13 protein-coding genes and 1 pseudogene are annotated in these 20,002 nt (G+C 72.1%); 5 read left to right on the top strand and 9 right to left on the bottom strand.

Going from position 1 to position 20,002, the window contains the following annotated elements; all coding sequences use genetic code 11:
• Positions 1-368 precede the first annotated feature (368 nt).
• Both ABD224_RS27375 and ptsP read left to right on the top strand, forming a co-directional pair.
• Positions 369-818 (top strand): PTS sugar transporter subunit IIA, encoded by a 450-nt coding sequence (locus ABD224_RS27375; RefSeq protein ID WP_344054643.1) that lies wholly within the window; start codon positions 369-371, stop codon positions 816-818.
• 78 nt (positions 819-896) lie between these two features.
• Entirely contained in the window at positions 897-2,567 is a 1,671-nt protein-coding gene (ptsP, locus tag ABD224_RS27370; protein WP_344054641.1) for a phosphoenolpyruvate--protein phosphotransferase, read from the top strand.
• A gap of 84 nt (positions 2,568-2,651) precedes the next feature.
• Here the strand turns inward: ptsP and ABD224_RS27365 are convergent, their stop codons facing one another.
• Complete coding sequence (locus ABD224_RS27365; RefSeq protein ID WP_344054639.1) at positions 2,652-3,566, bottom strand: hypothetical protein; 915 nt, start codon at positions 3,564-3,566, stop codon at positions 2,652-2,654.
• Positions 3,567-3,699: 133 nt separating this feature from the next.
• Positions 3,700-5,667 carry an acetoacetate--CoA ligase gene (locus tag ABD224_RS27360; protein ID WP_344054637.1) on the bottom strand — a complete coding sequence of 656 codons (1,968 nt, stop codon included), beginning with the start codon at positions 5,665-5,667 and terminating at the stop codon, positions 3,700-3,702.
• A gap of 420 nt (positions 5,668-6,087) precedes the next feature.
• Between ABD224_RS27360 and ABD224_RS27355 the strand changes: the two genes are divergently transcribed.
• Complete coding sequence (locus tag ABD224_RS27355; RefSeq protein ID WP_344054645.1) at positions 6,088-6,246, top strand: hypothetical protein; 159 nt, start codon at positions 6,088-6,090, stop codon at positions 6,244-6,246.
• Between the two features lie 2 nt (positions 6,247-6,248).
• On the opposite strand, the gene ABD224_RS27350 is transcribed toward ABD224_RS27355, so the two are convergent.
• A complete protein-coding gene (locus ABD224_RS27350; RefSeq protein WP_344054634.1) occupies positions 6,249-6,797 on the bottom strand; it encodes an NUDIX domain-containing protein in 549 nt (182 codons plus the stop codon).
• A gap of 508 nt (positions 6,798-7,305) precedes the next feature.
• On the opposite strand from ABD224_RS27350, the gene glpK reads away from it, so the two are divergent.
• Positions 7,306-8,853 (top strand): glycerol kinase GlpK, encoded by a 1,548-nt coding sequence (gene glpK / locus ABD224_RS27345; protein ID WP_344054632.1) that lies wholly within the window; start codon positions 7,306-7,308, stop codon positions 8,851-8,853.
• A 185-nt stretch (positions 8,854-9,038) separates the two neighbouring features.
• Here the strand turns inward: glpK and ABD224_RS27340 are convergent, their stop codons facing one another.
• Genes ABD224_RS27340 through ABD224_RS27320 form a run of 5 tightly spaced genes read right to left on the bottom strand, consistent with a single transcriptional unit; the run spans position 9,039 to position 17,101 of the window.
• A complete protein-coding gene (locus ABD224_RS27340; protein WP_344054630.1) occupies positions 9,039-9,644 on the bottom strand; it encodes a GTP-binding protein in 606 nt (201 codons plus the stop codon).
• On the bottom strand, positions 9,641-13,255 hold the full coding sequence (locus tag ABD224_RS27335) for a hydantoinase B/oxoprolinase family protein (RefSeq protein WP_344054628.1): 3,615 nt from the start codon (positions 13,253-13,255) through the stop codon (positions 9,641-9,643). Before ABD224_RS27335 ends, ABD224_RS27340 begins: the two co-directional genes overlap by 4 nt.
• Positions 13,256-13,279: 24 nt before the next feature.
• Positions 13,280-13,675 (bottom strand): DUF742 domain-containing protein, encoded by a 396-nt coding sequence (locus tag ABD224_RS27330; protein WP_344054626.1) that lies wholly within the window; start codon positions 13,673-13,675, stop codon positions 13,280-13,282.
• 10 nt (positions 13,676-13,685) lie between these two features.
• A complete protein-coding gene (locus ABD224_RS27325) occupies positions 13,686-14,120 on the bottom strand; it encodes a roadblock/LC7 domain-containing protein (protein ID WP_344054624.1) in 435 nt (144 codons plus the stop codon).
• Positions 14,117-17,101 (bottom strand): nitrate- and nitrite sensing domain-containing protein, encoded by a 2,985-nt coding sequence (locus ABD224_RS27320; RefSeq protein WP_344054622.1) that lies wholly within the window; start codon positions 17,099-17,101, stop codon positions 14,117-14,119. The genes ABD224_RS27325 and ABD224_RS27320 overlap by 4 nt, the downstream gene beginning before the upstream one ends.
• Positions 17,102-17,517: 416 nt before the next feature.
• Between ABD224_RS27320 and ABD224_RS27315 the strand changes: the two genes are divergently transcribed.
• Entirely contained in the window at positions 17,518-18,069 is a 552-nt protein-coding gene (locus tag ABD224_RS27315; RefSeq protein WP_344054620.1) for a hypothetical protein, read from the top strand.
• Positions 18,070-18,231: 162 nt separating this feature from the next.
• On the opposite strand, the pseudogene ABD224_RS27310 reads toward ABD224_RS27315, so the two are convergent.
• Positions 18,232-20,002, bottom strand: a pseudogene (locus ABD224_RS27310) (hypothetical protein); the annotation flags it as partial.

The raw sequence follows: 20,002 nt of genomic DNA, 5'->3' as shown, positions 1-20,002 counted from the left end.
ACGCTGTTGAGTTCTCAAGGAACGGACGCTTCCTTCGTACTCACCCCCACAGGGCTTTCCTCCGGGCGCTTCCCTTCGGTGTTTCCGACTCTATCAGGCTTTTCCGACCCCTCTGACCACCACCCTGCGGGCAGGACGAAAGAAGTCCGGAGAGAAGGGACTGACGAGTTGGATGCTGCTGAGTGGGCACACGTCAGGGCGTCGCTCACCCCCAGACAGGCATACGACTGTACATGGGCCCCAGGAGCGGGTGCAAATCAATTGGTTTGGTGGTCTAGACCACAGTGGCATACCCTGCTGCTACCGCGCCGTCCGGGACAGACAGTGCCGTGACGGCACACATGAATCTCCACCCTGGGAGGCTTCCCATGACCACCGTGACGTCCCCGCTCGCAGGACGTGCCATCGGGCTGGCGGCAGTACCGGACCCCGTCTTCTCCGGGGCCATGGTCGGCCCGGGCACGGCGATCGACCCCGTACGCGAGCCCACCGACGCCGTGGCTCCCGTGGACGGAGTCGTGCTCTCCCTGCACCCGCACGCCTTCGTCGTCGTCGACGAGCAGGGACACGGGGTACTCACCCATCTCGGTATCGACACCGTGCAGCTCAACGGCGAGGGCTTCGAGCTGCTGGTGAGCAAGGGCGACACGGTGACACGCGGCCAGGCCGTGGTGCGCTGGAATCCCGCCGCCGTCGAAGCCGCCGGCAAGTCCCCCGTGTGCCCGGTCGTGGCCCTGGAAGCCACCGCGGATGCCCTCTCCGACCTCCGCGACGAGGGCGAGGTCAAGGTGGGCGACAGTCTCTTCACCTGGAAGTGACACCGCCGCCCCTCTTGAGAGACCGCATACGGAACAACCATCGCGGCGGGACCCGCCGCACTATCGGAGACGGGTGAGATGGAGACAACGCTGCGAGGCGTCGGTGTGAGCCACGGAGTGGCGATCGGCGAGGTTCGGCACATGGGGACGGCGGTGCTGGAACCGCCCGTGAAGCAGATCCCGGCGGATGAGGTGGAGCGTGAGCAGGGGCGTGCCCGTCAGGCCGTGGAGGCCGTGGCGGCCGACCTCATGGCGCGCGGCAATCTGGCGGGGGGCGAGGCCCAGGCGGTGCTCGAGGCGCAGGCCATGATGGCGCGGGATCCGGAGCTGATCGCCGATGTCGAGCGGCGTGTCGCCGCCGGCAGTACGGCCGAGCGCGCGGTGTACGACGCGCTCGCCGCCTACCGGGAGATGCTGGCCGGTGCGGGCGAGTACTTCGCGGGCCGGGTGGCCGACCTGGACGATGTGCGGAACCGTATCGTCGCTCGTCTGCTCGGCGTGCCGATGCCGGGTGTGCCGGACAGCGACGAGCCGTACGTCCTGGTCGCCCGCGACCTGGCGCCGGCGGACACGGCGCTGCTGGATCCGGCCCTCGTCCTCGGCTTCGTCACCGAGGAGGGCGGGCCGACCAGCCACAGTGCGATTCTGGCGCGGGCGCTGGGCGTACCGGCCGTGGTGGCGCTGCCCGGCGCCGTCGAGCTGGCCGAGGGCACGGTGATCGCCGTGGACGGAAGCACCGGCGAGATCTTCGTGAACCCCAGTGACGAGAGGAAGGCGCAGCTGGAGGCCGTGGCCGCCGAGCGCAAGGCCGCGCTGGCCGCCTCGGTCGGTCCGGGCGCCACCTCCGACGGCCACCGGGTGCCGCTGCTGGCGAACATCGGTGGTCCTGCGGATGTGGCGGCAGCCGTGGAGGCCGGTGCCGAGGGTGTCGGGCTGTTCCGGACCGAGTTCCTGTTCCTGGACGACCACAAGAACGCACCGTCCGAGGAGAAGCAGGTCGAGGCCTATCGGCAGGTTCTGGAGGCCTTTCCGGAGAGCCGGGTGGTCGTACGCGTGCTGGACGCGGGTGCGGACAAGCCGCTGGAGTTCCTGACGCCGGCCGACGAGCCGAACCCCGCTCTTGGTGTGCGGGGCCTGCGGACGCTGCTCGATCACCCCGAGGTGCTGCGCACCCAGCTGTCCGCGCTCGCCAAGGCGGCCGAGGGCCTGCCGGTCCACCTCGAGGTGATGGCTCCGATGGTGGCGGACCGGGCGGATGCCAAGGCGTTCGCGGACGCGTGCCGTGCGGCGGGACTGCGGGCGAAGGTCGGTGCGATGGTGGAGATTCCGTCCGCCGCGCTGCGGGCCCGTTCGGTGCTGCAGGAGGTCGAGTTCCTGTCGCTGGGGACCAATGACCTCGCGCAGTACACCTTCGCGGCCGACCGGCAGGTGGGTGCGGTGTCCCGGCTGCAGGATCCGTGGCAGCCCGCGCTGCTGGATCTGGTCGCGATGGCCGCCGAGGCGGCGAAGGCCGAGGGCAAGAGCTGCGGTGTCTGCGGCGAGGCCGCGTCCGATCCGCTGCTGGCCTGTGTGCTGACGGGGCTGGGGGTCACCTCCCTGTCCATGGGTGCGGCGTCGCTTCCTCATGTACGGGCGGAGCTGGCGAAGCACACGTTGACGCAGTGCGAGCGTGCGGCGGCCGCGGCACGGGCCGCGGACACCGCCGAGGGGGCGCGCGAGGCGGCGCGGGCGGTGCTGTCCGGGGAGTGACGCGGCCGCGGTCCGGCGGCGGCTTGCCGAGGGGCGCTTCCCTTGCGGGTGGGCGCCCCTCGGGCGTTTTGTGCGTGCGGTCGTTCAGGGGTGGTGCCGCACGGCCGGTCCTTCGTCTCCGAGGTCGGGCGGCTCGCTGTAGTCGACCCCGGATTCCGGGGCGATCGGATCGCCGGTGTCGATGTCGGTGCAGTAGGCGTCGAAGACCTCGCCCGCGGTGAGGGGGACGAGGCCGCCCGCGCGCAGGCGCCAGCCGTAGACGCGGTCGCAGGTGCCGGGGGCGGTGGTGCGCATGACGAGTCCGCCGGGGCCGCCGGTGGCGATGCCGAGGGCGAGGACCGTGGTGAATTCGAGGGCTTCGGCCTCGTCGAGGCGTGGTGGGCCGGCGGCATCCTCGTCATCGGCGTCATCGGCGTCGTCGGCGTGGAGGACGGCGGTCAGGGGTCCGGCGGTGCCGGTGACGCTGCACACCAGGTGCCGGTTTCCCGGCGGGGCCGTGTCGAGGATGCGGACGAGGAGGTCCGCGGCACGGATGAACGCCGCGCGGCCGATGTTCTCGCCGCAGCCGGCGCAGGGACCGAGCCGGGCGAGGAGGGTGGAGGTGTACTCCCAGGTGGCCTGGCGGACGGCCTCGTCGACGAGGTCGGGGACGAGTTCCGCGAGGGGCCTTCCGTCGTAGGGGAGAGTGGGGCCGGTGACGGCGAGTTCGGCGGTGTAGCGGGCGCGGCTGGACGGCATGTCGGGGTCGAGGCCGGTCCGCGCGCAGTACTCGGCGTATTCCTCGGGGTCGAAGAGGGCGATCGTGGTGTGGCCGCCCTGCTCGGCGACGGTTCTGAGGAGCGTCTCGACCTGCCGCAGATAGGTGGTGTGGTCGTCGAAGGTGAAGCTGCGGTAGCGCTGCATGGCGCGGAAGTCCCGGTCGTCGGTGAGCAGGCCGATGGTGCCGGCGATTTCCCTGCGCAGGACGCGTTGCATGGTTCGGTGGCCGGTGTGCGCCATGTCTTCCCCCTGTGTGCACAGTCGTTCGGTGCTCACTCACAGTAATCGGGGGTACTGACAACGGGGCCGGCCTCGGGCCTCACCGGATACGACGGTGGGGCCCGAGGCCGGCCGTGCCGGGTGACCGGGCCGCTCAGGCGCGTTTGCGGGCCAGGTCCTCGTAGAAGCGCAGCAGATCGAGGTTGTCGACCGAGCCGGGGTTGACCGCCTTGTCCAGCGGGGTGCCCTGCAGAAGGCGTTTGACCGGGACCTCGATGCGCTTGCCGGTGAGGGTGTGCGGAATGCCGGGCACTTCGATGACCTCGTCGGGAACGTGCCGCGGGGAGAGCTGTTCGCGGATGGTCCGTTTGATGCGGTCCAGCAGCGCGTCGTCGAGGACGGCTCCGGGGGCCAGGTGCACGAAGAGGGGCATCCAGTAGCCGCCGTCGGGCTGTTCGACGCCGATGACCAGGGACTCCTTGATCTCGGGGAGGCGTTCGACGGCTTCGTAGATGTCGGCGGAGCCCATCCGCACGCCCTGGCGGTTGAGCGTGGAGTCGGAACGGCCGTGGATGATCACCGAGCCGCGGGAGGTCAGCGTGATCCAGTCGCCGTGGCGCCACACCCCGGGGTACATGGTGAAGTAGCTGTCGCGGTAGCGGCTGCCGTCGGGGTCGTTCCAGAAGTAGATCGGCATCGACGGCATGGGGTTGGTGACCACGAGTTCGCCGACCTCGTCGACCAGCGGTGCGCCACTGGGGTCCCACGACTGCAGGTCGGTGCCGAGGCAGGGGGCCTGGAGTTCGCCGACGTGGACCGGGAGGGTCGGTACGGCCCCCGCGAAGCAGGAGCACACGTCCGTGCCTCCGCTGACGGAGGCGATCCACAGGTCGTCGCGGACCTCGTCGTGCAGCCAGCGGAATCCGTCCGGCGGCAGCGGCGATCCGGTCGTCGCGACGCACTGCACCCGGGAGAGGTCGAAGTCGCGCGAGGGGTGCACCCCCGCCTTGCGGCAGGCCATCACATAGGCGGCAGAGGTGCCGAACAGGGTGGTTCCGGTGCGCTCGGCGACCCGCCACTGGGCTCCCGTGCCGGGGTATCCGGGGCTGCCGTCGTACAGGACGATCGTCGTTCCGGTCAGCAGGCCGGAGACGAGGAAGTTCCACATCATCCAGCCGGTCGACGTGTACCAGAAGAAGCGGTCCCGGGGGCCGAGGTCGCAGTGCAGGCCGAGCTGTTTGAGGTGCTCGACCAGGATGCCGCCCTGGGACTGCACGATGGCCTTGGGCAGGCCGGTGGTGCCGGAGGAGTACAGCACCCACAGGGGGTGCTCGAAGGGCACCTGCTCGAAGACGGGGTCCACGTCGGCGGAGGTCAGGTCGGCCCAGTTCAGGGCGCCCTCGGGGGCATCGGTGCCCAGCAGCGGGATGTGGACGACCGCGCGCAGGGGGGGCAGTTCGCGGCGCAGTTCCGCGACGATGTCGCGGCGGTCGTGCTCCTTGCCGCCGTAGCGGTAGCCGTCGACGGCGAACAGGACGACCGGTTCCACCTGCTGGAAGCGGTCCAGGACGCTGCGGGCGCCGAAGTCGGGGGCGCAGGACGTCCAGACGGCGCCCACGGCGGCCGTGGCCAGGAGGGCGACGACGGCCTGGGGGATGTTCGGCAGATAGCCGCTGACCCGGTCTCCCGGGCGTACGCCCAGGGCGCGCAGTTCGGCGGCCAGGGAGCCCACCTGGCGGCGCAGCTCGGACCAGGTCACCGGGCGTGGTTCGTGTGTCTCGTCGACGTGCAGCAGGGCGGGTTCGTCGGCACGGTCGGCGGCCGCGCGCAGGGCGTGCTCGGCGTAGTTCAGGGTCGCCCCCTGGAACCACTGGGCGCCGGGCATCGAGCGGTCGCCCAGCACACGCGTACAGGGCGTGGCGAACCGTACGTCGAACCACTCCGCCACGGCCTTCCAGAAGGTGTCCAGTTCCTCGACGGACCAGCGGTGCAGTGCCGCATAGCCGCCCTCGGCCGGGGCTCCGTGGTGCTCGGCCGCCCAGGCCTGGAACTTCGTGATCTGTGCCTGGGCGATCCGCTGCGGATCGGGCTGCCAGAGGGGCGGAGGGTTCACGGTCGACATGGGTTGCTCCCGGACTGTACGCGTCGTGTGCGTCGGTCCGCGCACGTGCTGGGTGTGCGCGTGACGCGGCTGACACGGACGATGCCATGTGATCGACTTCTGCACCAGGGGTCACTCCACATAGTCCACGCGGCGGGGATGTGGTCGCGGCATGGGTGAGTCGCGGCATGGGTGAACGGCGGCTGAACGCGGCGTCCGCGGACAGCCGCCGACGGCAGGCAGGCTGAGCGGCATGGGCGGTCGCGGCCTGGTGGTTCGGTGGGGGCGGTCGGTTCGGTGAGGGCGGCTCAGGGGCTGCGGATCGTACACGCCGCCTGGCGCGGACGGCGTGTCGACGCCAGGGGGCTGCCGCCGCGCGGGGTGGAACGCGCGCGGGTGCCCGGTGTGCGGTGCGTGAGAGGCGGGGCCGGGTCCGGGGCGGTGCCGGCGCCGGACAAGGACGGCGGCTGGGAGGAGCCGGAGACCGGGCGCTGCACCACCCGCCTGCGGGGCGGGCGGGTGGTCGTCGGGCTCGCCCGGAAGGACGGCGTGGGCGAGCCGCCCCACCCGCTGCGTGTACGGAGGACGGCCGAGGGCTGACGTCAGATGTACCGGCCCTCGAACCAGGCGCGGACGGCCAGCGTGTGCAGCGGGAAGGCGAGTTCGGCGGGCCTGCGCAGCAGGTGCCAGCCTTCCGTCTCGTCGGTGGCATCGGGCTGCGGCAGGCCCTTGACGGGGCGTTCCGGCAGCAGCCCGAAGAGCAGCAGATGGCCGTCGGGCGAGCTCATCGCGTCGACGAGCCGTACATCGCGGGCGGCCGCCTCAATGCCGGTCTCCTCCCTCAGCTCGCGGACGACGGCCCGTCGCCAGTCCTCACGGTCGCCGATGTAGCCGCCCGGCAGGGCCGTGCCTCCGCGCGCGGGGGCGATGGCGCGGGTGACGACGACCAGGGTGGTGCCCTTGGTGTCGTACACGGGCTGGAGGGCCACCGCGACCGGCAGCGGGTTGCGGTAGGCGACGGTGCCGCAGGCCGGGCAGGTCCGGGGCCAGCCGGAGACGCTCTCTCCGTAGGCCGCTCCGCAGCTCGAACAGTGGGAATGGGGTTGGGGGCGGGGTATGGAGCGGGCGGTCGAGTGTTGATTTTCGGACACGCGCGGACTGTAGCGGACTGCATCCGATCAGCACAGGGGCGTCTCCCGTCTGTCACCCTTCGGTTGGGCTCGGTCTCTCTCCGCCGGGGCCGGGAAGGGTGTCAGGGCCTGGAGTCCGACGTTCGTGGGGCGTCGGGGCGCCCGCGACTATGGCTGGATCTCGCCGCTGTGCGGCCTTCCTGGGACAGCCGGGTCCCGCCGGCGCACGGGGGCGTTCCACTCGGCGCCCGACAGGACCCTTGACGCTCTCTGTGCACGCATGAACACTTTCCGTGCCGGTCGCGGCGCCCTGCGGCCGCCGAGGACACCGGCCCGGGACTGCCGCAGCGGCACGGACGCGGCCGTCCGGCGATGGGGCGACGGCCGCCGCGGCTTCCTCCCGCAGGGGGCCACCCGTCACTCACAGCGCGCTCTTTCATGCCAATGTGGGACAAACTGATACCAGTGAGGGCCCAGGGGATGACGTGTCCCGGCCCTCGGCCGCTTCTCCACTCCCCAAGGGGTAGCCATGACGGACAACGCCGGGAAGGCCGGGAAAGCCGGGAAGGCCGAGAAATACGTCGCTGCCATCGACCAGGGCACCACCTCCAGCCGCTGCATCATCTTCGACCACAGCGGCTCCATCGTCGCCGTCGATCAGCGCGAACACCGGCAGATCTTCCCCAAGCCGGGCTGGGTGGAGCACGACGCCACCGAGATCTGGTCGAGGGTGCAGGCGGTGGTGGCGGGGGCGATCGCCAAGGCCGGACTGCGCGCCGACCAGCTCAGCGCCCTCGGCATCACCAACCAGCGCGAGACGACGGTCCTGTGGGACCGCACCACCGGCAAGCCCGTGCACAACGCGATCGTCTGGCAGGACACCCGTACCGCCGCACTGTGCAACGAACTGGGCGGCGCCGAAGGGCAGGATCGTTTCCGCGAGCAGACCGGCCTGCCGCTCGCCAGCTACTTCTCCGGCCCCAAGGCGCTGTGGCTGCTGGAGAACGTGCCCGGCCTGCGCGACCGCGCCGAGCGCGGCGAGATCGCCTTCGGCACGATCGACTCCTGGCTCATCTGGAACCTCACCGGCGGCACCGAGGGCGGCCGGCACGTCACCGACGTCACCAACGCCGGCCGCACCATGCTGATGAACCTCCAGACCCTCCAGTGGGACCAGTCCGTCCTGTCCGCCATGAACATCCCCGAAACGATGCTGCCCGAGATCAGGTCCTCCTCCGAGGTGTACGGGACCGCCGTCGGCCAGCTCGCCGGTGTGCCGGTGGCGTCCGCCCTGGGCGACCAGCAGGCAGCCGTGTTCGGGCAGGCCTGCTATGAGGTGGGCGACGCGAAGAACACCTACGGCACCGGCAGTTTCCTGCTGCTGAACACGGGCAACCGCCCGGTGCCCTCGAAGAGCGGCCTGCTCACCACCATGGGCTACAAGATCGGTGAGGAGGCGCCGGTCTACTGTCTGGAGGGCTCCATCGCCATCACGGGTGCGCTGGTGCAGTGGTTCCGCGACCAGCTCGGCATCATCCGTACGGCGGACGAGATCGAGCCCCTGGCGGCGAGCGTCGAGAACAACGGCGGCGCCTACATCGTGCCCGCGTTCTCCGGCCTGTTCGCGCCGTACTGGCGCTCGGATGCACGAGGGGTGATCACCGGTCTGACCCGGTACGTCACGAAGGCGCATCTCGCGCGGGCGGTGCTGGAGGCGACCAGCTGGCAGACGCGCGAGGTCGTGGACGCGATGTACCAGGACTCCGGGGTGCGGCTGACGAGCCTGAAGGTCGACGGCGGCATGACGAAGAACAACCTGCTCATGCAGCACCAGGCGGATGTGCTCGACGTGCCGGTGATCCGCCCCCGGGTCTCCGAGACCACCTGCCTGGGCGCCGCCTACGCGGCCGGGCTCGCCACCGGGGTGTGGAACGACCTCGACGAGCTGAAGTCGCACTGGAAGAAGGACGCCGAGTGGACTCCGTCCATGGAGGCGTCGGTCCGTGACCGCGAGTACCGCAACTGGCGCAAGGCCGTGGAGAGGAGCTTCGGCTGGGTGGAGGACGACACGGAGTAGGTACGGCACGACAGGCACACGCGCGTGTGCCGTGCCGCTCGACGGGCTCCCCCCGCCCGGTTCCCGGTCCGCGCAGCAGCCCCACGCGCGTGTGCCGTGCGCCGGCGCGTGCCGCGGCCGCGGCACGCGCCCCGGCCGATGGGGTCCCCCGGCCCGGTCGGCGGGGTACGGGCCGGCGCACGGGCTCAGGTGGCGACGGCCTGCCGGCGGTCCGCGGCCTGGGTCATCGCATGCTGGACGACCTCGACGAGGACCTCCTTGACCGACTCGCGGTCGCGGGCGTCGCACATCAGCAGCGGGACGCCGTCGTCGAGGTCGAGGGCCCGGCGGACGGTCTCCTCGGGATAGCGGGCGGCTCCCTCGAAGCAGTTGACGGCTACGAGGAAGGGCACGGAGCGCCGCTCGACGTGGTCGACGGCGGCGAAGCAGTCCTCCAGGCGCCGGGTGTCGGCCAGCACGACCGTGCCGAGCGCTCCCTCGGCCAGCTCGTCCCACAGGAACCAGAACCGCTCCTGCCCGGGCACCCCGAAGAGATACAGCACCAGGTCCTCGCGCAGCGTGACGCGGCCGAAGTCCATGGCCACGGTGGTGGTGTGCTTGCCCTCCACGCCGCCGGGATCGTCGACCGGCCGCCCGGCCTCGGTGAGCGGTTCCTCGGTGCGCAGCGGTCTGATCTCGCTGACCGCGCCGACGAGGGTCGTCTTGCCCACGCCGAAACCGCCGGCCACCAGGATCTTGAGCATGACCGGCTCGGCCGGGGGCCTGCCGTGCTCGGGACGGCCGGAGGTCATTCGGTCTCCTCTTCCGTTCCCCGGGGTCCGGACGGCGGTGGGCCGTACCCTCCGCCGCCGGGCGTTTCGACGACGAGCACGTCGCCGGGGGCGACATCGGCCGAGTCGCTTCCGCCGAGTGCGACGACCGTGCCGTCCGCGCGCTCCACCCGGCTCGCGCCCAGCGCGCCGGGCTCGCCGCCCGCCATGCCGTAGGGCGGGACCCTGCGGTGCTGGGAGAGCGTGGAGACGGTCATGGCCTCGAGGAAGCGGATCCGCCGTACCGCGCCGTCCCCGCCGCGCCACCGGCCGGCGCCGCCGCTGCCGCGGCGGATCGCGAACTCCTCCAGCCGCACGGGCAGCCGCCACTCGAGGACCTCGGGGTCGGTGAGCCGGGAGTTGGTCATGTGCGTCTGGACGACGCTCTCGCCGGGGAAGCCGTCGCCCGCGCCGGAGCCGGAGGCGACGGTCTCGTAGTACTGATGGCGTTCGTTGCCGAAGGTGATGTTGTTCATCGTCCCCGAGCCCTCCGCCTGGACGCCGAGCGCCGCGTACAGCGCTCCGGTGATCGCCTGGGAGGTCTCGACATTGCCCGCGACGACCGCGGCCGGCGGCTCGGGAGAGAGCATGGAGCCGGGCGGCACGACGATCTTCAGGGGGCGCAGACAGCCGTCGTTGAGCGGGATGTCGTCGGCGACCAGGGTGCGGAAGACGTACAGCACGGCCGCGTTGACCACGGAGAACGGGGCGTTGAAGTTGGTCGCGAGCTGCGCGGAGGTGCCGGTGAAGTCGATCGTCGCCGACCGCTGTTCGCGGTCCACCCGGACGCGGACCCGGATGACGGCTCCCGAGTCGGTCTCGTAGGCGTACTCCCCGTCGTCCAGCGCGTCGATGACCCGGCGGACGGCCTCCTCGGCGTTGTCCTGGACGTGCCGCATGTAGGCCTGGACGACGTCGAGACCGAACTCGTCGATCATGCGCGCGACCTCGTCCACGCCCTTCTGGTTGGCGGCGATCTGGGCACGCAGGTCGGCGAGGTTGGTCCCGGGATTGCGGGAGGGGTGCTTCGCGCCGGTCAGGAGGCGGAGGGTCTCCTCCTCGCGCATCCGGCCGTTCTCGGCCAGCAGCCAGTTGTCGAAGAGCACGCCCTCCTCCTCGATGGTGCGGCTGTGCGCCGGCATGGAGCCCGGCGCGATCCCGCCGATCTCGGCGTGGTGGCCGCGGGAGGCGACGTAGAACAGGACGCGCTCGCCCTGTGCGTCGAAGACCGGGGTGATGACGGTGACGTCCGGCAGGTGCGTGCCGCCGTGGTAGGGGTCGTTGACCGCGTAGGCGTCCCCCGGCCGCATCCGGGAGCCGCGGCGCCGGATGACCTCCTTGACGCTGGTGCTCATCGAGCCCAGGTGCACGGGGATGTGCGGGGCGTTGGCCACCAGGTTTCCGTCCGGGTCGAACAGGGCGCAGGAGAAGTCGAGGCGTTCCTTGATGTTGACCGACTGGGCCGTGGACTCCAGGCGGGCGCCCATCTGCTCGGCGATGGACATGAAGAGGTTGTTGAACACCTCCAGCATGACCGGGTCGACCTCTGTGTCGACTTCGGCGCTCCGCACGGCCGTCACGCGTTCCAGGAGCAGATGCCCGTGCTCGGTCACCGCGGCCCGCCAGCCGTCGTCGACGACGGTCGTCGCATTGGCCTCCGTGATGATCGCGGGGCCGGTGACGGTGTCGCCGAGGAGCAGGTCCTCGCGGCGGTGCAGAGGGACGTCGCGCCAGGCTCCGCCGGTGTGCAGACGGACGGTCTCCGGGGCGGCGGAACGGTCCGCGCGGTCGGCCCGGTGCGGGACATGGGCGGACAGATCGGGGAGTTCCGTGATGCCGGTGGCCTCCACGGAGAGGGCCTCGACGACGATCGGGCGGTCGAGGGTGAAGGAGTACGTGGCGCGGTGGCGCTCCTCGAAGGCCCGCCGCATGGCGACGGGATCGGCCAGCTCGACGGTGAGGGGGGTGTCCGTGCCGTCGTAGCGGAGATGGGCGCGGCGGGTGACGCGGATGTGCTCCTCGGGAACGTCCTCGGCGAGCAATTCCGCGCGGGCGGCGGCCTCCAGGTCGTCGACGGTCTTCAGCACGCCCGGCATGGCCTCGGGCTCCAGGGGCGCCTCCACGGACTGCTCCCGCATGGCCGTGGTGTCGGCGAGGCCGATGCCGAGCGCGGAGAGGACGCCCGCCATGGGCGGCACGAGGACGGTGCGGATGCCGAGCGAGTCGGCGACCATGCAGGCGTGCTGCCCGCCGGCGCCGCCGAAGGTGGTCAGGGCGTACCGGGTGACGTCGTGGCCCTTCTGCACGGAGATCCGCTTGACGGCGTTGGCGATGTTGGCGACGGCGATCTGCAGATAGCCCTCGGCGACCTGCTCGGGAGTGCGGTCGTCGCCCGTCTGCTCGCGGATCTCGCGGGCGAGGGCGGTGAAGCGCTCGCGGACGAGTGCGTCGTCGAGGGGCTGGTCGCCTCCGGGGCCGAACACCTTGGGGAAGTGGGCGGGCTGGATGCGGCCGAGCATCACATTGGCGTCGGTGACGGTGAGCGGACCGCCGCCGCGGTAGCACGCGGGCCCGGGGTCGGCGCCCGCCGAGTCCGGGCCGACGCGGTAGCGGGAGCCGTCGAAGTGCAGGACCGAGCCGCCGCCGGCGGCCACGGTGTGGATGTCCAGCATGGGGGCGCGCAGCCGCACGCCCGCGATCTGCGTGGTGAAGACACGTTCGTACTCGCCCGCGTAGTGGGAGACGTCCGTGGAGGTGCCGCCCATGTCGAAGCCGATGACCCGGTCGAAGCCGGCGAGCCGGGACATGCGCGCCATGCCGACGATGCCGCCCGCGGGCCCGGACAGGATGGCGTCCTTGCCGCGGAACTGCCCGGCCCCGGCGAGCCCGCCGTTGGACTGCATGAACATCAGCCGTACGCCGTCGAGTTCGTCGCCGACGTGCTCGATGTAGCGGCGCAGCACGGGCGACAGATAGGCGTCGACGACCGCGGTGTCCCCCCGGGGGACGAGCCTCATCAGCGGACTGACCTCGCTGGACAGCGAGATCTGCGGGAAGCCGATGCGGGCGGCCAGCTCGCCGACGGCCCGCTCGTGCGCGGGGTGCAGATAGCTGTGCAGGCAGACCACGGCGACGGCGCGGATTCCGTCGTCGTACGCCTGCTGGAGAGGGCCGGCGAGGGCGTCGAGGTCGGGAGCGCGCAGGACGGTGCCGTCGGCGGCGATGCGCTCGTCGACCTCGAGCACCCGTTCGTACAGCAGCTCGGGCAGTTCGATGCGGCGGGCGAAGAGGTGCGGACGGTTCTGGTAGGCGATGCGCAGGGCGTCGCGGAAGCCGCGGGTGATGACGAGGACGGTCCGCTCGCCGGTCCGCTCCAGCAGGGCGTTGGTGGCCACGGTGGTGCCCATGCGGACCGACTCCACGGGGGCGTCGGAGCCGTCCAGGAGGGCGCGGATGCCCGCGACGGCCGCGTCGGCGTACCGCGCGGGGTCGTCGGACAGCAGTTTGTGCGTGACCAGACGGCCGTCCGGGCGGCGCGCGACGATGTCGGTGAATGTGCCGCCCCGGTCGACCCAGAACTGCCAGCCTGTCATCTCATCACTCCGCTTCCCCACCGCTCACAGCGCCCGCAGACCGTTGATCACATCGCGCAGGATGCTCTCGTCCGGCAGCTGCGCCGGAGGCACGGGGCGCCTCACACGAACGTACTCCCCGTCCACGAGGTCGCCGATCAGAACGCGTACCACGCCGACGGGCAGGTCGAGTCCCGCGGCGAGTTCGGCGACCGACCGCGGGGCGTCGCGGCACCGCTCGACGATGTCCACGTGCTCCGGCGACAGCGCGTGGTCCGCCTCCGGGTCGCCCCCGCCGGGTTCCGCGACGACCACCGCGATCAGATCCATGCGGTGCTGGGCCGCATGGCTGGTACGGCCGCGTGTCATGGCGTAGGGCCGGACCACCGGCCCGGCCTCGTCGTCGAACCAGTGGTTTGCTTCCCGACCGTCTGCGCTCATGTCCTTCCCACTACCCGCCGGAGGGCGCATCGGTGCGCGGAGCGGTGCCCAGATGCTCACCGACCCGCTTGACGAGGAGGGTCATCTCGTATCCCACCTGGCCGATGTCGGAGTCGGCGTCGGCCAGGACGGCCAGGCAGCTGCCGTCGCCGGCGGCGGTGACGAACAGGAAGGCCGCGTCCAGTTCGATGACGGTCTGCCGGACGCCGCCCGCCTCGAAGTGCCGGCCCACGCCCTTGGCGAGGCTGTGGAAGCCCGAGGCCACGGCGGCCAGATGCTCGCTGTCCTCCCGGGGCAGGTCCTTGGACACACCGGTGGGCAGACCGTCCCGGGACAGAATGACGGCCTTGCGGACGCCGGCGACCCGGTCCACGAGGTCGTCGAGGAGCCAGTTCAGCTTCGCCTTGTCGGTCACGGTGTGGCTGGTCGTCTTCGGTGCGGTCATCGACCGTCCCCCCTGATCGTTTCTTGTGCGGTCTTTCCTTGTGAGGTCTTTCCTTGTGCGGTCGTTTCCTGCGCGGTGGTTTCCTGCGCGGTGGTTTCCTGTGCGGTGGTTTCCTGTGCGGTGGTTTCCTGTGCTGTGCCGCCGTCCGGGGTCCTGTCGCCCGCGGTGTTCTCCCCACGGCCGCGCTGCCAGCCGCGCTGGAGCGAGGCCATACGGCTGCGGATCTCGTCGGCGTCGCGCGCGACGGATACGGGACTTTCCTCGGCGCGCCGCTCGGGGCTCTGTCTCGGCTGCGGGGCGAGGCGGGCCTGCCGTACCCGCCGGGGCAGCGCGTCCGGACCGGGTGCGGGAGCGTCGGGCGCGTCGGCGGGGCTGTGCCCGGTGTCGTCCGGGCCGCCGGTGGTGTGTGCGGTGCGGCGGATGCGCCGCGGAAGTGCGGGAGCCTGCGGGTGTTCCCCGGTCGTGGCCGGGGATGCCGGTGGGATGTCGTGTCCGCCTGGGGGGCCGGCCGCGGCGGTGGCCGGTCCGGACGAAGGCTCGCCCCGGTGGGCCGACGGCGGGGGCACCGGCTCGCGTGCGGGCCGGCCTCGGCTCCCCCGGTCCTCGGTGTCGGCCGCCTCGCGTCGGGAGCGGTGCCCGGTGACCGGGCGTCCATGGGAACTGACCAGCTTGGGGGTACGGCGCCGTGGCAGCGGGGCCGGGTTCCCGCTCCCGTCCTCACCGGCGTCGTCGGCGCGTCCGCTCTCCGGGACGCCGCGCAGGCCGGGGCCCGGCCGGGGCTCGGCCGGGAAGCGGGACACGTCGTCGTCCGCCTCCCGCCGGTCCGGCATCCGGTGCGAGCGGAACAACCCTCCGCGTTCGCCGTCCTTCCTGTCGAGCACGACCGTGTCGAGCACGCCCGGGAAGTTCTCGACGGCGTCCAGGTCGATGGGGGCCTCCAGCTCCACCGGTCCGTCCAGGACCGAGGCGGGCAGTCCCTCGAGCCCCGCGGATGCCCGGGAGAGGGCTGTCCCGTGGCCCTCCTCCCGGCCGGCCTTCCGCGCGGGCCGTTCCCGGTCGAGACGGAAACCGGCCCCGTTGGTGTCCGGAACGTCGTCGGTCAGCAGGGCGTCGGGGAGGAACACCACCGCGGTGATGCCGCCGTACGGGGACGGCTGGAGCGAGACCCGGACCTTCTGCCGCCGGGCGAGCCGGCTGACCACGAACAGTCCGAGCCGGTCGGTGTCGGAGAGTTCGAACTCCGGCGTCTCGGCGAGCTTCAGATTGGCGTCCAGCAGGGCTTCGGCGGTCATGCCCAGGCCCCGGTCGTGGATCTCCAGGGTGAAGCCGTTGGCGACCCGTTCGCCGAGGACCTGGACCGCGGTGTGCGGCGGCGAGAACACCGTGGCGTTCTCCAGGAGTTCGGCCACGAGATGGGTGAGGTCGGCGACGGCGGACCCGATGACGGCGACCCGCGGCAGCCGGCGGACCTCGATGCGTTCGTAGTCCTCGATCTCCGCGACGGCGGCGCGGACGACGTCCATCAGCGGCACGGGCTTGCGCCACTGCCGGGACGGGGCGGCACCGGAGAGGATCACCAGGCCCTCGGCGTGCCGGCGCATCCGGGTGGTCAGGTGGTCGAGGCGGAACAGGTCGGCCAGTTCCTCGGGGTCCTCGGTACGGCGCTCCATGGCGTCGAGGAGGGTGAGCTGTTTGTGCAGCAGGACCTGGCTGCGCCGGGCGAGGTTGACGAAGACCTCGGAGACTCCGGCACGCAGTTCCGCCTGTTTGGCGGCGGCCTCGACGGCGGCCCGCTGCAGGGTGTTGAGGGCCCGGCCGACCTCGCCGATCTCGCTCTTGTCGTATTCCAGGCGGGGGACCTCGGTCTCCACGTCCACCTGTTCGCCCGCCGACAGACGGCGCATCACACTGGGCAGCCGGACGTCCGAGGCCTCATGGGCCTCCCGGCGGAGCTGCTTGAGGTCGCGGACGAGGCCGCGGCCGATGCGCACCGACAGCACGAGCGAGACCAGTACGGCGAGCAGGCCGAGGACGCCCGCGACGGCGGCCCGCAGCATGACGTCCATCGCGACCGGACGGACCCGGTCCTGGAAACGGTCGTGGGCCTCGTCGTCGAGGGCGCCGAGTTCGTCGAGGACGTCCTTGGCCGCGGTGTCCCAGCTCTGCGCGCTGACGCCCCGGGGCGTGCCGGGGGCCGCGGCGACGGCGGCCTGTTCGGCCGTGCGCAGCGGGGCGGAGGCGGCGTTCTGCCAGAAGCGGTCGTAGCGCTCGCGGTCGGAGGCGGGCAGCAGCGGAAGGCCGGCCTCGTACAGCATGGTGCGCTGGGCGACGAGGTCGGAGACCTGGCGGCCGTCGGCACGGCTGAGGGTGCCGACGACCAAGGAGGAGCCGAGCAACGCGTCCTCGCGGGAGAGGAGTTCGCGGGCCCGGGCGAGGTTGACCAGGGCGCGGTACTGCTTGTCCAGCTCCACGTCGTCGACGATGTGGAGGTTGGCGAGCAGCACGTAACAGGGGTCGATCAGACGGTTGTAGAGGTCGAGTGCCTGAGCGCGGCCGGTGGTGCGGTCCTCGACGCTGCGACGCAGGGCGTCGATGCCCTCGAAGGCGTCCAGCACGGCGGTCAGGCGTCCGTCGCTGTCCGCGTCCAGCGTGTCCCGTACATCGGGGTTCTTCGCGTGCGCACGGATCCTGGCGATGGCGTCATCGGTGGCGGCCCGGCTGCGCCGCAGCGCGGCGAGGCCGTCCGAGGCACGGGGGTCGGCGAGATGGACGAGGGTCTGACGGCGTTCCCGCTGCAGGGCCCGGACGGTGTCCTCGGTGGGGTGGACGATCTTCTCCACCACGGACGAGGCGCTGAACAGCCGGGCCGCCTGGTGTCCGGTGATCACCGTGGCGAACGACCAGACCGCGGTCAGGGACAGCAACGGCACGAGCAGGAGCGCCACGATCTTCCGGCGGATGGACTTCCCGCGAAAGCGCATGGCCTCCCCCAGGTCGACCCCCGTCGTCGGGGGTGCACATGTGCGTCAATAAACGGCGCGAGCCTACTACCGGCACACAGTCAACTCGAAGAGTAGTCCGCAACTGAACTTCCTCGCTGAATAAGTGAGATGACAAGGTGTCAGGCGTTTCGGCTGCTGACGGCGGGAAACTCCGCGGTGGCGGAAGTTCCGCAACGGGGCGGCTGTTCCCGGTGGTTGACCGGTTTTTTCTCCAGCCGGGAATCTTCGTGCCGTTCTGTGCGTCCTACTCGATGGGACACGGGGGTGGAATCGGCCACAGGAGCCGCACCCCGCACCCGGGCAGCACAGAACAGCACAAGCCGGGCAGCCGCCGGGAACCGGTTCTTCGGGCACCGAAAGTGTGCGGTCTGCCGACGGTGGGGAGTGACACGTTGATGGGCACGGCGGAGCGGCACAGGACAGCCGCCGACGGCGGTACGGCACCGGCGCGACGGGCGCCACAGGTGCCGGACCGCGACACCCCGGCGGCCGACGGCGGAAGGCGGGAGGCCTACGGGCCTTCGGCGGCCGCGGCCGGACCGGCCGAGCGGCCCGCCCGCGCACCGTTGTGGGTCGAGGAGCCCGCGCGGCGGCGCAGGCTGCCCGATCCGGTGCGGGAGGCGGCCGTGCGGGACACGCTCATCATCGCCGTGACGCTGGTCCAGGCCGTGGTGGCCTTCCTGTGCACCCTGGCCGAGTCCTGGCTGGCGTTTCCGACGGTCCTGAGCAGCGTGGTCAGCACGGTGGTGGCCACCTGGGCCGTGCTCGACGTCTGGGTGACCCGCCAGGTGTGGAACCAGCGCAACGGCGTGATCTCGGTGCCGAGCAGCACCGCGCGGGCCCTGCGCCGCGAGCGGCGCCGGGCCCGGCGGGAGGAGCGGGCCGCCGCGCGGGCGCGGGAGCGCATGCACCGGCGGGGCGGCACGGGACAGCTGTCGCACTCCTAGAGGCTGAAGCCGTCGCACTCCTGGAAGCCGCCGCACGCCCGAAAGGTGTCGTGCTCCCGGGAGGCCTCGTGCTCCTGGAAGGCCTCGTGCTCCTGGAAGCGGGTGGCCGCAGGAGAGCTGCGGCCACCCGGGGCGGGCCGGGGCGCGGCCGGCCCGTGGCGGTCATGCCGGGCGTTTGAACATCCGGGTCGCCGTGATCTCGCCGTGCACGGTCTCCCCCTCCGGAGTCGGCTGCGGCAGGCCGGGGCGCAGGTGCTCCTCCACCCTGATGTACTTCAGCCCGGCCCTCAGGTCGGCGTCGTTGCGCAGCCGGATGACCAGTGGGAACTCCGCCAGGGCCGTGGTGTCGAACAGGCCGGTGGTGTACAGGAGCTGGACGCCGAGGGCGTCGGCCACGGCCCGCTGGAGTTCCAGCAGATAGGTGGCGTTGGCACGCCCGATGGGGTTGTCCAGGAACAGGGTGCCGGCGTGACGGTGCTTGTCGCGTCCGCGGTCGTTCGACCTCAGGGCGGCCATGGTGCAGTACAGGGCGATGGCCGCGGTGAGCAGCTGGCCGCCGGAGAAGACGTCGCCCATCTGCCCGACGGGGACGCGCTCCGCGCGCAGCACGGCATCCGGTTTGAGGATCTCCACGGCGACGCCCTTGGGCTGCAGCGCCGCGGCGACTCCGCGCAGCAGCAGGGACATGCCGTCGCGCCGCAGGTCGGAGTTCTTCTTCACGGCGGCCCGGGTCGCCTCGTCGATGACCTCGCCCAGGCGCTCGGTGAGCGTGGCCGGGTCGGGTTCCTCGAAGCGGATGCGCAGGAACTCCTGCCCGGACCACTCGCCGAGGCCCTCGGGCAGGCGGGAGAGGCGCTGGGCGGATCTGAGCGTGGCGAGCGCCGATTCGACGAGCCCGCGCAGCCGGTCCACGATCGAGTCCCGGTTGCGCTCCAGTTGCTCCAGCTCGTCGGTGAGCACCCGGAGCCGGGGCGCGAAGGCCTCGGCCCACCGCTGGGCGTGCTCGGGCAGGGCGGAGGCGGGCAGTTCGCGGATCTGCTGCCGGGCGGGGGTGCGCACCTGCTCGTAGCGCACGGAGTTGGCGTGCCGGACGAGGACGTCGCTCGCCTCGCGTACGGCGGCCTCGGCCGCGGACAGGTCGGCGGCGCAGCCGCGCAGCGACCGGCGGGCCTCGGCGGCCGCCCGGCGGGCCGCGTCCAGGCTGCCCGGGTACGGCTCCGGCTCCTCCTGCTCCTCGTCGCCGTTGTGCTCACGCAGCAGGTCGCGGAGCATGGCGGCGATCTCGTCGAAGCCGCTCGCCGCCTCCTCGGCGGCGCGGTGGGCCCGGAGCAGCTCGGTGTGCGTCTCGCGGGCCTGGGCCAACGCCTCGGTGCGGGAGACGAGTTCGGCGTTGGCCGTGCGCAGCAGGGCCTGGGCGTGCTCGGCGTCGCGCGGGATCAGCTCCCCGGGCAGCTCGGTGTGCGCCTCGCCGTTCTCGGGGGCGTGCCGCTCGGCCTCGCCGCGCAGGCGGCCGAGCTGCTCGCTCGCGGACGACATCCGGGCCTCCAGCAGATGCACCAGCTCCTCCGCGCGGGCGGCGGCGGCCTGCCGGGACGGCCCGTCGGAGCCGTCGGGGGACTGCAGGAGCTGCTCCGCGCGCGTGCGGACCTTGTTGCTGAGGCGGTCGAGTTCGGCGCGGGCGGCGCTCTCGTCGCTCTCCGCGCGGGCCTGTTCGGCACGCAGGTCGGCGCCGACGCCGACCTTCTCGTACACCTGGGAGGCGGCCCGGTACGCCTCGCGGAGGGCGGGCAGGGACGCCTGCGGTGCCTCCCCGTCCGTCTCGGGCAGGTCGTCGGGGGCGCCGGCGATCTCCGAGCGCTCGGCGCGCAGCGCGCGAGCGGTGCGGCGGGCGTCGTCGGCGGCGCGCTGGGCGGCGCGCCGGTCCTCGTCGGCG

The sequence above is a fragment of the Streptomyces thermoalcalitolerans genome, assembly GCF_039525155.1.
In the GTDB taxonomy this organism is placed as follows: Bacteria; Actinomycetota; Actinomycetes; order Streptomycetales; family Streptomycetaceae; genus Streptomyces; species Streptomyces thermovulgaris.
Note: the sequence above shows the minus strand (reverse complement) of the source record. Positions and strands in the feature narration are given on the sequence as shown.